The following is a 13,211-nucleotide window of genomic DNA, read 5'->3' on the forward strand; positions in this document are numbered from 1 at the left end:
GTCTGAACCATGTCGGTCGCCGGAGACGCCCACATGAGTACCCGTACTCAATCCACCAGGTCCGCCGCCGTCAGCAACCGCGTCAGGTCCGTTCGCGACCGGACGTGCAACTTTCGGTAGACGCGGGTGAGATGGGCCTCCACCGTCTTCCGCGACACGAACAACGACGCGGCCGCCTCCGTGTTGTTGAGGCCGCGGGCGATGGCGCGCGACACCTGGAACTCCTGGGGTGTCAGCTGGTCGAGCACCCCGCCCATACCCCCCGCCGAGGACTGGGCGGTGCTCTTCAACATCCCCCCGGCCGCAGCCAGTTCGCTCGCCGCCCGCCGGGCCCACGGCACCGCGCCGAGTCGTTCGAAGCAGGCCAGGGCGGAGGCGAGGGGGGCGCGGGCGGCCCCCGGGCGCCGGTAGCGCCGTAGGACCTCCGCCTCGCACAGCAGGGTCCGCGCCCAGTCGAAGGGGCCCGTCGTCCGCTGGTGGGCCTGCAACGCCGCGCCGAAGTAGGCCTCCGCCTCCTCCGGCGTCCCCGCCATCAGCCCCCGGACCCGGGCCGCCGCGGCCTCGGCCGAGGCGAGGCCGGTCTCCCGCGCCCGTTCCTCCAGCCAGGACACCACCTCGACGGCCCGCGCCGCGTTCCCCGCCCGTACGTGCGCCTCGGCCAGGTCCGCCGCGAAGGGGACCACCTCGGGGTTCCCGATGCCCTGCTCGACCGCCAGTGACAACGTTTGCTCCAACTGGTCGGCGGCCGCGTCGTGGTCGCCGTGGGCGAGGGCCGACAGACCGAGGACCGCCGTCATGTGGAACTCCTGGCAGCCGATCCCGTACGCCCCGCACTCCCGCCGCGCCCGCGCCACATGCTCCTCGCACTCGACGCGGTCGCCGCGCAGGGCTTCGAGGCGGGCGAGGCAGTAGAGGGCGTAACTCACGCAGGTCAGCTGGCCGAGTTCCTCCGCCCAGCGCAGAGCCTCGGTCAAGTCACCGCGTGCGGAGGCCCATTGACCGATACGGGTCTCCAGCTCACCCCGTACGGCGAGGGTGAAGCCCAGCACGCCCACCGCGCTGTGCTGCCGCGCCGACTCCACGGCCGTGTTGAGCAGCCGGCGCCCGCGTACGAACTCCTCCACGCGGCTCCAGGCCTGCCCGGCGATCGCGTAGACCTGCTGGTCGCGGACGGGGTCGCCGCCGGTGCCGTGGCGGTCGGCGGCCTCCAGCATCGCGCGGCCCTCGGCGGTACGGCCGGACATGACGAGGGCGCCGCCGAGGAGGGTGAGGCTGTACCAGCGTTCGGGGCCGGACTCGGAGGCGAGGGCCAGGGACCGCTCGGCCACGTGTACCGCCGCCGGGACATGGCCGTCCAGGCGCGCGGCGGCCGTCGCCTCCGCGAGGAGCAGGCAGGCGCGGGTGCGGTCGGTGTCGCGTACGGCGTCGGCGGCGTTCACGAGGAGGCCGTACGCCTGGGCCGTCTCGCCCTTCCAGGTGTACATCCGGCCCAGCAGGCCCTGGATGGCGGCGCGTACGGCCGGGTCGGGGGTGATGCGGAGGGCCTCCTCGCACCACTGGGGCCCCGCCGGGGAGCCGCTGAGCAGGGCGTCGGAGGCGGCGTGGTGGAGGCGGTCGGCGCGGGGCGCGGGGTCGGGGGTGAGTTCGGCGGCGCGGCGCCAGGCGAGGGCCGACTCGCCGAAGGCGCTGCGGCGGCGGGCCTCCGCCGCGGCCGCCGCGAGCGCCGCCGCGGCCTCTTCGTCGGGGCCGGGGGTCGCGGACGCCCGGTACCAGGCGTGCAGCGGGCCCGTACTCACCTCGGCCAGCGCCTGGAACGCGGCGTAGCGGTGCGCGAGGGGGGCGCGGCCCAGCACCAGCGCGCGCAGCACCGGGTGGTGGAAGTCCAGCCCGTCCGCCGTGGCCGTGATCAGGCCGTCCTCCTCGGCGGGGGACAGCGCGTCGAGGGAGAGGCCGGCCGCCTCCAGGGCTTTGCGCAGCGGGCCCGCCGCCGCCGAGCGGCTCGCCGCCAGCACCACCAGGGCCCGGCGGGCGGGGTCCGGCAGAGCGTCGATACGGGCCGCCCAGGCGCGCTCCAGATGACTGCCGAGGGAGGGCGGGTCGAGCAAGGGCCTTTCGCCGCGCGCCTGTTCGTCCGTCAGCCCGCTCGCGATCTCGCGCAGGGCGAGCGGGTTGCCGCCGCTGATGCGTACGAGGTCGGCGAGGACGTTGGGTGTCACGCGGCCGTCCAGCAACGTGGCGCACTCCTCCGGCGCCAACCCGCCCACCTGCACGGCGGGGATGCTGCGCCGCGGCCCCGACTCGCCGTGGTCCTCGCGGGAACCGAGGGCCAGGGCGACCCGCTCACTCGACAGGCGGCGGGCGACGAAGAGCAGGACGCGCTGGGAGGAGGGGTCCACCCAGTGCAGGTCGTCGACGAGGACGACGACCGGGCGCTCGTCGCCGAGCGCCGCGAGGACGTTGAGGGCGCCCATACAGGCGGCGTACGGATTGCCCGGCGGGTCCGCCGGGTCGCCGCTCAGGGCCAGACAGGATTCCAGGGCCGAGCGCTGGGCTCCGGGGAGTTCCCTGAAAAGGGATGAATGGGGCATCAGTAGGTCGCCGAGGGTGGCGAAGGGCAATACAGTCTCGGTCTCGATGCCCCGGGCGCGCAGGACGGTGGCCGGTGCCGCGCCGGAGGTTCCGGCCGTCGCGCGCTCCGCCGCGTAGTCCAGCAGGGCGGTCTTTCCGATGCCGGGCGCGCCCCACAGCAACAGCGCCGCCCCACCCGCCCCACCCGCCACGAGCAGGTCGTCCATCAGCCGGCGTTCCCGCTCCCGACCGACGAGTCCCCGTAACAATGCGCCACCCCCTGGTGCCCGCCCGTGCCCGGCCCCGCCCGTCCATCATGCCCCCAAGGGGAGAGGTCAGGGGAGATGTAGGGACTTCCCGGAAGCGAGGGGTGTCGCCCCGGGCCTTCAATGGTGGTGCGCAACAGCACCACAGCACCACAGCACCACAGCACCACAGCACCACAGCACCACAGCACCACAGGGGGATCGCACCACAGGGGGATCGCACCACAAGAGGTTCGCAACTCAAAGGAAATCAGGAAGATCAGGGAAATCAGGGGAATGAACCAGGTCGCGGAACTAGGGGGACGGCGCATGCCGGCATCCGTGGGACGCGGGGATCTCACCTCGGCATCCGACCGGCTCGACTCGGTCGAGATCAAGGTGACGTTCTCGGGTGCGGGCGCTGCCGCCGCGACTTGGGCGCTGGCGCCGGACACCGGGGGAGCCCGGCGCCGCGTCTACTTCTGTGAGGCCCTCGCCCGCTCCACGGCGCCAGGTCACCTGCCGCTTCTGGATGCGGGGTTGATCCTGCGCCTACGGGCGGGGAGCGGGCGAGGCGGGGCCGCGACCGCGGAATTGCGGCCCTGTCGCCGGTCCCGGCTCTCGGAACGTTGGCTGCGCTTCCGAGAGCAGGGACCGGATTCCTTCCACCTGGCGGGCGCCTGGTCGGGCGACCGCCGGGTCCTCTCCGCCGCCCTCGTCTCCGACTGCGGGCGTACGGCCGTGGAGGCCGCCGCCACCGGCGACGAGCCGCTGGACCGCGTCTTCTCCGACCGCCAGCGCGCGTTTCTCACCGAGTGCGCCGACATCGACGTCGGCTTCGGCTCGCTCGACGTCCTCGGCCCCGTGCACACGGTCCGCTGGCGCGGCGTACGCCTCGACCATCACGAAGTGACCCTGGAGCGCCGCACGTTGGCCGACGGGGGCGGCGCCGACGGGGGCGGCGATGCCGACGGGGCCTGTCTGGAGTGGCTGGAGGTCTCCGAACGGGTCGCGCCCGAGGGCGCCGAGGTCGTCCAGGCCTCCCTCACCGCCCTGCTGAAGGCCAAGGGCCTCGAACCGGACCTGGGGCCGGGCATCCGGCTGCGACGGGTGCTGGAGGAACTGCGCTCGTAAGCGCTCCCTCCAGGGGCCGGTTCATCGCCGCGTGCTTCGTCGTGGCCGGCCGCGCGGTTTCCTCGCGCCCCATAGGGAACGGGCGCGGTTTCCTCGCGCCCCAACGGAACGCGCTGTCACCCCGCGTCGTCATAATGGTGCGCGGTGTCGCAGCGGGGGAGGCGGGCAGTGGTGGAGCCGGGGGCGGTCCTGCCGTCGCGTATCGGTGCCTACACCGTCGAACGGCGGCTCGGCGCGGGAGGCATGGGGACGGTCTATCTCGCCCGGTCGCGCGGTGGTCGCGCCGTCGCGGTGAAAGTGGCCCATCCCGAGCTGGCGGCCGACCGGAATTTCCGCGCACGGTTCCGGGCCGAGGTCGACGCCGCGCGCAGGGTCGGCGGTTTCCACACCGCCCCGGTCGTGGACGCGGACCCGGAGGCGGAGACGCCCTGGCTGGCCACGGCGTACATCCCGGGGCCCACGCTGTCCGACCTGCTCGCGGAGCGGGGCCCGATGGACGAGCACCGGCTGCGGCTGCTGGGCGCCGCCCTGGCGGAGGCCCTGCAGGCCGTCCACGCCTGCGGGCTCGTCCACCGCGATCTGAAACCCGGCAACATCATCATGGCCGAGGACGGTCCCAGGGTCCTCGACTTCGGTATCGCCCGAGCCGTGGAGTCCACCCGGCTGACCTCCACCGGAGCGGCTTTCGGCACCCCCGGCTATCTCGCCCCCGAGCAGGCGCAGGGCCTCGAAGTCACCGGCGCCGCCGATGTGTTCGCGCTCGGCGCGGTCCTCGTCGCGGCGGCCGGCGGCAGCGCGTTCGGCGGCGGTACGCCCATGGGGCTGATGTACCGGTCGGTGCACGAGTCCGCCGATGTGTCCGAGGTGCCGGAAGGGCTGCGCTCCCTGGTCGCCGCCTGCCTGTCCAAGGACCCGGCCGACCGGCCCACCCCCGACAGCCTCCTGAACCAGCTGACTCCCGGCCCGGCCTCGGACCCGACCACCCCGTCCACCTCGACCACCCCATCCGCCCCGGGCACCTCCGAGGAGGCGACGACCCTTCTCGTCGGCCACCGGCCGCCGACCCCGGCCGGGCCCACGCGGGCGTTCGGGCCGGCCAGGGCTGTCGTCGCCCTGGTCACCGTGGCCGTGCTCGTCGGCGGCGCGGTGTACGTGGCGAACAGGGACGGGGGAAGCGGTGCGCCCTCGGCCGGCGGGTCGACCTCCTCGCCGACGTCGTCGGCCGGCGCGACTCCCGGAGGCGGCGGTGGGAGCACCGGCTCACCCGACGCCGGGGGCGAGGCGGACGAGGGCGGTGAAGGCAAAGGGCCCAGGGACGAGGTCACGGTTCGGATCACGGCTCAGTACAGCAGGAGCTGGATCTCGGCCAAGGACGCCGTCGGCGAGATCCTCTTCGACGGTCTGCTCCAGCAGGGTGAGACCAAGACGTTCTCCGACAAGGACCGGATCACCCTGGTCCTCGGCGACGCGAGCGCCGTCCGACTCGTCGTGAACGGCAAGAAGATCGAGAACGACTTCACCGCCGGCACCGTGGAGCGGCTGACCTACACGAAGGGTGACTGACCGCCGCCGCTCCCGGGGACTCCATGGCGTTCCGGGGTGACGTGCCGCACTCGTACGAGGCGCTGGCGCCCGGGATGACGTGCCGCACTCGTACGAGGCGCTGGCGCCCGGGATGACGTTCGTCCTCGTGATGCGGCACAGCTGGGAGGGAAAAGGCGTAGGAGGGCAAAAGGCAGGAGCCCCTTCGCCGAAAGGCAAGGGGCTCCTTGGGTACTGCTCTCAGACGTCGTCAGAGGGGCATCCCTCGATCAGACGGGGGTGACGTTCTCCGCCTGCGGGCCCTTCGGGCCCTGCGTCACGTCGAAGGAGACCTGCTGGTTCTCCTCCAGCGAACGGAAGCCGTTCGCGTTGATGGCGGAGTAGTGGACGAACACGTCCGGTCCGCCACCTTCCTGGGCGATGAAGCCAAAGCCCTTTTCGGCGTTGAACCACTTCACGGTTCCGGTAGCCATAAGCCCTCCTTGGGCCCAAAGGGTTGCCCTGCTCCAGAACCCTGCAAGTGTGAAAACAAGATGCCGCACAACTGCATACGTCTGAAAACGACGAGAGCCCGCGGTTACATGCTCCGCAGGCTCTGTACTGCAAGGGAAACCAAACTGCAACTTGCGGCGAGCCTAGCACGCGGGCACGGGAATGCAATAGAGGGCAAGATCACGTCACCCGGATGTTTGACGGGCTCGGTTCGTGGGTTGACGTATCGCGTCTTCCGCATCACCAGTCGCATGGACGACACGCCGTCGAGAGTATTGACAGCGGGTGAACATTCGGTTCCGCGAACCCGTCGCGGGCCCCGGAGCCCGCACCGTACAACATGAGGGCTAGCCTCGCGATGTGGACAATTCTCGCAACCGGCCGCGCGTCGGCCACATCCAGTTCCTGAACTGCCTGCCCCTGTACTGGGGGCTCGCGAGAACGGGCACGCTCCTCGACTTCGAGCTGACCAAGGACACCCCTGAGAAGCTCAGCGAGCAGCTGGTGCGCGGGGACCTCGACATCGGGCCGATCACGCTCGTCGAGTTCCTGCGCAACGCGGACGACCTGGTCGCCTTCCCGGACATCGCGGTCGGCTGCGACGGTCCGGTGATGTCCTGCGTCATCGTCTCCCAGGTACCACTCGAACGCCTGGACGGCGCACGCGTCGCACTGGGCTCCACCTCGCGCACCTCCGTACGCCTCGCGCAACTCCTGCTGGCCGAGAGCGTCGGCGTACAGCCGTCGTACTACACCTGCCCGCCCGACCTCTCGCTGATGATGCAGGAGGCGGAGGCGGCGGTGCTCATCGGTGACGCGGCGCTGCGGGCCAACCTGCTCGACGGGCCGAACTTCGGGCTGGAGGTGCACGACCTGGGCGCCATGTGGAAGGCGTGGACGGGGCTGCCGTTCGTCTTCGCGGTGTGGGCGGCGCGCCGGGACTACCTGGAGCGGGAGCCGGAGGTCACCCGCAAGGTGCACCAGGCGTTCCTGGCCTCCCGCGACCTGTCCCTGACCGAGGTGGGCAAGGTCGCCGAGCAGGCGGCCCGCTGGGAGGCCTTCGACGAACAGGTCCTGGAGCGGTACTTCACCACCCTCGACTTCCGCTTCGGCGGACCCCAGCTGGCCGCGGTCGCCGAGTTCGCGCGCCGGGTCGGCCCGACCACCGGATTTCCGGCGGACGTGAAGGTCGACCTGCTTTCCTGAACATTTCCCCCGGAGGTCCCGGCGAACTTCCCGGAATTTCGTTTGACGAATTCCGCCTTCTGTGGGATCGGCCGAGGATCTGCCGCCGACGTTCGCATTCCCCTTCGGGCGTACGGCACTACGCTGCTGGGGAGTCGTGCGTCGTGGAGCGTTCGTACGGGGGAACGTACGGGGTGGCGTCCGGGAGACGTACGGGGGAGGTGTGGCCCATGCAACCGCTCGATGCCGGCGAACCCACGGTCGTGGGGCCCTACCGGCTGCTCGGCCGGCTCGGGTCCGGCGGGATGGGCCGCGTCTATCTGGGGCGCAGCGCGGGCGGCCGTACCGTCGCCGTGAAGGTCGTGCACCCGCACTTCGCCCTGGACGAGGAGTTCCGCGCCCGCTTCCGGCGTGAGGTCGACGCGGCCCGCCGGGTGGGCGGTTCCTGGACCGCTCCCGTCCTGGACGCGGACCCGGAGGCGTCGGTCCCGTGGGTGGCGACGGGGTACGCGGCCGGCCCGACCCTGACGGCGGCGATCGCGGACGGCGGCCACCTGCCCCCGCACTCGGTACGCGTGCTGGGCGCGGGCCTGGCGGAAGCCCTCTCGGCGGTGCACGCGCTGGGCCTGGTCCACCGGGACGTGAAGCCCTCGAACGTGCTGCTGACCGTGGACGGCCCCCTCCTCATCGACTTCGGCATCGCCCGCGCCACGGACGGCACGGCGTCCCTGACCTCGACCGGCGTCTCGATCGGCTCTCCCGGCTACATGTCGCCCGAGCAGATCCTCGGCAAGGGGATCACCGGCGCGGCGGACGTCTTCTCCCTCGGCGCCGTCCTCGCGTACGCCGCGACGGGCCTGTCCCCGTTCCCCGGCGACTCCTCCGCCGCCCTCCTCTACAAGGTCGTCCACGAGGAGCCCCGACTGGACGGGCTGGAGGGCGACCTGCGGGACCTGGTCGCGCACTGCCTGTCCAAGGACCCCACCGCCCGCCCGACCCCCGACGACATCGCCCGCGCCCTGGCCCCCCAGGGCGCGGCCCGCCTGGTGGCGGCGGGCTGGCTGCCGGGTCCGCTGGTGGAACAGGTCGGCCGGAGCGCGGTGCAGCTGCTGAACCTGGAGGCGGCGGAGGAAGTCCCGTCCGGGCCGGTGGGGTTCAGCAGTCCGTCGGTGGGGGTGGGGGTGGGGGCGTCGGCGGTGGGGACGGGCTCACCGGACACGGGCTCACCGGACACGGGCTCACCGGACACGGGGACCCCGCCCGGCGAGGCGAAGGTCGAAGTGCCCGCCGCGAGCGGGGTGTTCGGGCCGCCGCCGGTGATGTCGCCGCAGGCGCCGCCCCTGACGCACGTGCCGGGGCAGCGGTCCGACGCCGTGGTGGCGGACACGGCTCCGCCGACGCCGCCCTCCTCGTCCTCGGCGCCGGGCAGGCTGTCCCTGAGCGTGGCGGCGGCGTCCACGACCACGGCGAACGGGCGCGGCCGGAAGGTGAGTTGCTCGGTCGCCCTGGCGGTCGTGGGGGCGTTCGCGGTGGTGAGCGTGGGGGCGCTGTTCGGGCTCGGGATGCTCAAGGGCGAGGACGACAGCGGCAGCAAGGCGAGCGACCAGGCGCCGTCGGCGAGCGCCGGCCCGACCGACGGCGGCCAGGACTCGGAGCTGCCGGGCGACGCGGAGGGCGAGTTGCCCAAGAAGTACCTCGGCACCTGGGAGGGCGAGGGCTACGCCCTGGACGGCAACCTCCCCGCCGGAACCTTCACCGTCACCCTCGAACAGGCCTCGGTCGGCGACCCGTTGGGCACCTTCCGCTCCGTCGACCTCCTCGGCGGCGCCTGCGACGACAAGCTCGTCCTCAAGAAGGTCACCAAGGACGACATCGTCGCCACGAGCATCGCCGACACCAAGAACAACCCCGGCACCTGCACCAAGAACACCCACGAGATCACCCTCACCCCCGTCGGCGACGAACTCCAGTACACCTCGAACAACGCGGCCGCGGGCGACCCGACGGCCCGCCTGGCGAAGGTGAAGTGACGCGGGGACGGGGGCGGTTCGGCCGCGGGTGGGTGGTGGCTGGCTGCGCCCCTGGAAAGCACGGGGCGCAGCCCCTGCTTTCCAGGGGCGCGGGGAACTGCGCGAGCAACCACGACGCACCCGCATCTGGGGGTCGAAGGGGCACAGCCCCTGGATGGGGAAGGGATGGGTAGGGGCGGCGGGGGCGACAACATCCCGGTACACCACGGACCCCACCACTCATAGGCTGACCACGTGGCTCTCGACCCCTGGCTGATCGCACTCACCACGGCCGCCGCCCTGTGGGGCGGAGCCGTGGGCACACTGCTCCCCCGCCCCGCCTACCGCCTCACCGTCGACGAGGAACACCCCTGGCAGCACGCATGCCCTGCCGGCCACCCCATCACCGGCCCCGCATCCGGCTGGCTCGGCCCCGCCCGCTGCCCGGCGCCCGCCTCCCCGGGCATCACCCCTCCCACCTGCGCCTACGGGCCCCGCACCACCACGGTCGCCACCACGACCGCCCTCGTCTGCGCCACCCTCGCCCTGACCACAGGCTTCCGCCCCGAACTCGCCGTCTGGCTGCTCCTCGCCCCCCTGGGCGTACTGCTCACCCTCGTGGACCTCGGGGCACAACGCCTGCCCGACCCCCTGACCCTCCCTTTCGCGGGCCTGGCCCTCACGCTCCTCGGCGCGGTCGCGTTCGTACCCGAGCACGCGGGGCAGTGGCGTACCGCGGCATACGGCGCGCTCGCCCTCGGCGGCTTCTACTTCCTCTTCTTCCTCATCAGACCCGTGGCCCTCGGCTTCGGCGACGTGAAGCTGGCCCTGGGCCTCGGCGCCGTCCTCGGCTGGTACGGCTGGGGCGCGCTGTACCTCGGCACGTTCGCCGGCGCGCTCATCGGCAGCGCGTACACCCTGGTCATGGCGGCCCGGGGCCGCGCCGTACGCCGACAGCTGGTCGCCCTCGGCCCATTCATGATCGCGGGAGCGTACGCCGGGCTGCTGCTGGAGGCGTACGCGGCCTGAGACGGAGCATCAGACGGACCCCGGCCGTGGAGTTGTCCACAGGCAGCCGGGCTGACGTCGGCCGATCCGGACCCCTGGCGTAGGCTGGGCCGGTCCGTTCAACCCTTACGAAAGGGACACTCCCGGTGACCGAGAAGGCCGATCTCCAGTCCGTTCTCGACCGTGCCGCAGAGGGTGGGCGGATCACGCCAGAGGAAGCGCTCGACCTCTACCGCGACGCCCCGCTGCACGCGCTCGGCTCCGCCGCCGACGCCGTACGCAGGCGACGGTACGCGGGCACGGAGCACATCGCGACGTACATCATCGAGCGGAACATCAACTACACGAACGTGTGCGTGACGGCGTGCAAGTTCTGCGCGTTCTACGCCCCGCCGAAGGCCAAGGACAAGGGCTGGACGCGCGACCTCGACGACATCCTGCGCCGCTGCGCGGAGACCGTCGAGCTGGGCGGCACCCAGATCATGTTCCAGGGCGGTCACCACCCGGACTACGGGGTGGAGTACTACGAGACGCACTTCGCCGCCATCAAGAAGGCCTTCCCGCAGCTGGTCATCCACTCCCTCGGCGCGTCCGAGGTCGAGCACATGGCCCGGATCTCGAAGGTGAGCGTCGAGGAGGCCATCCAGCGCATCCACGCCGCCGGCCTCGACTCCTTCGCCGGCGCCGGCGCGGAGCTGCTCCCCGCGCGCCCCCGCAAGGCCATCGCGCCCCTGAAGGAGTCCGGCGAGCGCTGGCTGGAGATCATGGAGACCGCGCACAACCTGGGTGTCGAGTCCACGTCCACGATGCTCATGGGCACCGGCGAGACCAACGCCGAGCGCATCGAGCACCTGCGGATGATCCGTGACGTACAGGACCGGACGGGCGGCTTCCGGGCCTTCATCCCGTACACCTACCAGCCGGAGAACAACCACCTGAAGGGCCGTACGCAGGCCACGCTCTTCGAGTACCTGCGCATGATCGCCATCGCCCGGCTCTTCATGGACAACATCGCCCACATCCAGGGCTCCTGGCTCACCACCGGCAAGGAGGTCGGCCAGCTCTCCCTGCACTACGGCGCGGACGACCTCGGCTCGATCATGCTGGAGGAGAACGTCGTCTCCTCCGCCGGCGCCAAGCACCGCTCCAACCGCATGGAGATCATCGACCTGATCCGCAAGGCGGGCCGCGTCCCCGCCCAGCGGGCCACGACCTACGAGCACATCGTCGTCCACGACGACCCGGCGAACGACCCCGTCGACGAGCGCGTCATGTCCCACATCTCGTCCACGGCCATCGAAGGCGGCACGGCCCACCCCGAGTTGAAGCTGCTGAACGCCAACTAGGGCTCACATGCTGACGATTCACGCCGCCGACGAGGTGCGGCGCACGTGGGACGACCCGGAGCCCATCAAGGACGGCGCCGTCGCGGTGGAGGGCGTCCGAGTGCATGCCGTGGGGTCGCTGGAGGAGGTCCGGGCGCGGTTCCCGGGCGCCCGCGTGCGGCGGTGGCCCGGTGTCCTGGGTCCCGCCCACCTCCACGAGGGCCCGCTCCCGGACGCGCCCTCCCCACGTGAACGCGTTCACGCGGTGCTGAAGTCGGGGGCGGCGGCGGTGCTGGAAGAGCACGTCGACACCCCGGAACTCCGGTCGGCCGCCGAGCGCAATCACGTGGTGGTACTGCCGCGACCGCGCCCCACGGCGATCGCCGAGCACGGCCGAGCGGACCTGGCGGTCTTCGACGGGGCCGGCGTATGCATGGCCACGGTGTGCGCCGGGCGCCTGGTCCACCGTCGGCGATAAAGGCGACAGGCGATAGAGGCGACATGCGATAAAGGCGACAGGCCATAGAGGCGACATGCGATAAAGGCGACAGGCCATAGAGGCGACATGCGATCAAGGGGCGTGTCGGCTCACCCCGAGAACGCCTCCCCGAACGCCCCGTCCTCCTGATCCACCCCGCTGCAGTCGGTCAACTCGTCCTTCGCCCCGTCCCCGCACTCCTGATCCCGGAACGTCGCCCACATCGACACCCAGGCCACCCCCTTCTCCTCCGCGAACTCCCGTACCTGCGCCGCGTCCTCCAGGGTGAACGTCTCGTTGTCGACGTCGTTGACGCCCAGCATCGAGGTCAACGCCAGCGCCCCCCACGCCGTCGACTCACTCGTGCCGAAGGTGTCCATCAACTGCTCGTGCGTCGCCTCGGCCGCTTCCTCCGCGTAGTCGCCCATGTCACCGCCGTACGAACTGGCGTAGTTCATGGTCATGATGTTGACCGTGGTGACCTGGACGGCGTGGTCGTTGGCCGAGTCGAGGAGGGCCACGCCGTCGTCGTCGAGGCCGGACGGCATGACGGGGAGGGTGAAGGAGACGGAGAGGTCGGGTCGGTCCTTCTGAAGGAGCGCGATGGCCTCGGAACGCAGGTCGACGGAGTCGGAGTCCCGCAGCGCGTCGCCCTCGACGTCGAAGTCGGCCTCGGTCGAGCCGGCCGCGTCGAGCGCCGCGCCGTACGCCTCGGCGAGCTCGGACGCGCTGTCGCAGGCCTGAGCCAGCTCCGTGCCCGAGGCACCACCGAACGAGACCCGCACCGACGCCCCCGAGTCGGTGAGCGCCGAGATACGTGACTTCACCGCAGTGTCGTCGATCGCGTCCGTCCCGTTCCACGCGGGCGTGCACGCCTTGCCGTCGGCGATCACGAACGCCAGGTTGTACGCGGCGGCCGACCCGGCGTCGTCGAGGCCGGAGGCGTCGGTGGCGTTCACGTACGGCGCGTAGGTCGTGGACGTCCTGGACTCCGCCGACGACTCCTCCGCCGACGACTCCTCCGTCGCCGACTCCTCGGCGGCCGACGGCGCGCCGGCCGAGCCCGCCGGAGCGCTGGGCGCGGAGGCGGAATCATCCGTCTTCGTGGTGCAGCCCGCGCAGGTCAGGGCCACCAGACATATCAGTCCGACGGCCGGTTTCAGGGAATTCCTCACGGTACTCACGAGGGAAATCAATCACACCTGGCTGTGCTTCATGTGTGCTT

General features: G+C 71.8%; 10 protein-coding genes. 7 read left to right on the forward strand and 3 right to left on the reverse strand.

Annotated features, from left to right (window positions below):
- Positions 1 to 47: 47 nt before the first annotated feature.
- On the reverse strand, positions 48 to 2,795 hold the full coding sequence (locus OG202_RS29140) for a LuxR C-terminal-related transcriptional regulator (protein WP_328223842.1): 2,748 nt from the start codon (positions 2,793 to 2,795) through the stop codon (positions 48 to 50).
- Between the two features lie 348 nt (positions 2,796 to 3,143).
- Between OG202_RS29140 and OG202_RS29145 the strand changes: the two genes are divergently transcribed.
- Entirely contained in the window at positions 3,144 to 3,947 is an 804-nt protein-coding gene (locus tag OG202_RS29145) for a hypothetical protein (protein ID WP_327728238.1), read from the forward strand.
- A 243-nt stretch (positions 3,948 to 4,190) separates the two neighbouring features.
- Positions 4,191 to 5,510: a RodZ domain-containing protein gene (locus tag OG202_RS29150; protein ID WP_405896090.1), complete on the forward strand. Its 1,320-nt coding sequence runs from the start codon at positions 4,191 to 4,193 to the stop codon at positions 5,508 to 5,510.
- Between the two features lie 248 nt (positions 5,511 to 5,758).
- Here the strand turns inward: OG202_RS29150 and OG202_RS29155 are convergent, their stop codons facing one another.
- The gene (locus OG202_RS29155; RefSeq protein WP_007490911.1) at positions 5,759 to 5,962 is read right to left on the reverse strand and encodes a cold-shock protein; all 204 of its coding nucleotides are present in this window, start codon (positions 5,960 to 5,962) and stop codon (positions 5,759 to 5,761) included.
- Positions 5,963 to 6,341: 379 nt separating this feature from the next.
- On the opposite strand from OG202_RS29155, the gene OG202_RS29160 reads away from it, so the two are divergent.
- The 5 genes from OG202_RS29160 to OG202_RS29180 all read left to right on the forward strand — a co-directional run bounded on the left by OG202_RS29160 (position 6,342) and on the right by OG202_RS29180 (position 11,986).
- The gene (locus OG202_RS29160) at positions 6,342 to 7,187 is read left to right on the forward strand and encodes a menaquinone biosynthetic enzyme MqnA/MqnD family protein (RefSeq protein ID WP_326579038.1); all 846 of its coding nucleotides are present in this window, start codon (positions 6,342 to 6,344) and stop codon (positions 7,185 to 7,187) included.
- Between the two features lie 209 nt (positions 7,188 to 7,396).
- Entirely contained in the window at positions 7,397 to 9,196 is a 1,800-nt protein-coding gene (locus OG202_RS29165) for a serine/threonine-protein kinase (RefSeq protein ID WP_328223843.1), read from the forward strand.
- Positions 9,197 to 9,430: 234 nt separating this feature from the next.
- On the forward strand, positions 9,431 to 10,204 hold the full coding sequence (locus OG202_RS29170) for an A24 family peptidase (protein WP_327728235.1): 774 nt from the start codon (positions 9,431 to 9,433) through the stop codon (positions 10,202 to 10,204).
- A 125-nt stretch (positions 10,205 to 10,329) separates the two neighbouring features.
- Positions 10,330 to 11,529, forward strand: coding sequence for a cyclic dehypoxanthinyl futalosine synthase (mqnC, locus tag OG202_RS29175; RefSeq protein ID WP_326579032.1), 1,200 nt, complete (start codon positions 10,330 to 10,332; stop codon positions 11,527 to 11,529).
- Positions 11,530 to 11,536: 7 nt separating this feature from the next.
- The gene (locus tag OG202_RS29180) at positions 11,537 to 11,986 is read left to right on the forward strand and encodes an imidazolonepropionase-like domain-containing protein (RefSeq protein WP_327728234.1); all 450 of its coding nucleotides are present in this window, start codon (positions 11,537 to 11,539) and stop codon (positions 11,984 to 11,986) included.
- Positions 11,987 to 12,096: 110 nt separating this feature from the next.
- Here OG202_RS29180 and OG202_RS29185 read toward each other — a convergent pair whose 3' ends face one another.
- A complete protein-coding gene (locus OG202_RS29185; RefSeq protein WP_328223844.1) occupies positions 12,097 to 13,161 on the reverse strand; it encodes a chitinase in 1,065 nt (354 codons plus the stop codon).
- Positions 13,162 to 13,211 lie beyond the last annotated feature (50 nt).

The organism is Streptomyces sp. NBC_00310 (assembly GCF_036208085.1).
In the GTDB taxonomy this organism is placed as follows: domain Bacteria; phylum Actinomycetota; class Actinomycetes; order Streptomycetales; family Streptomycetaceae; genus Streptomyces.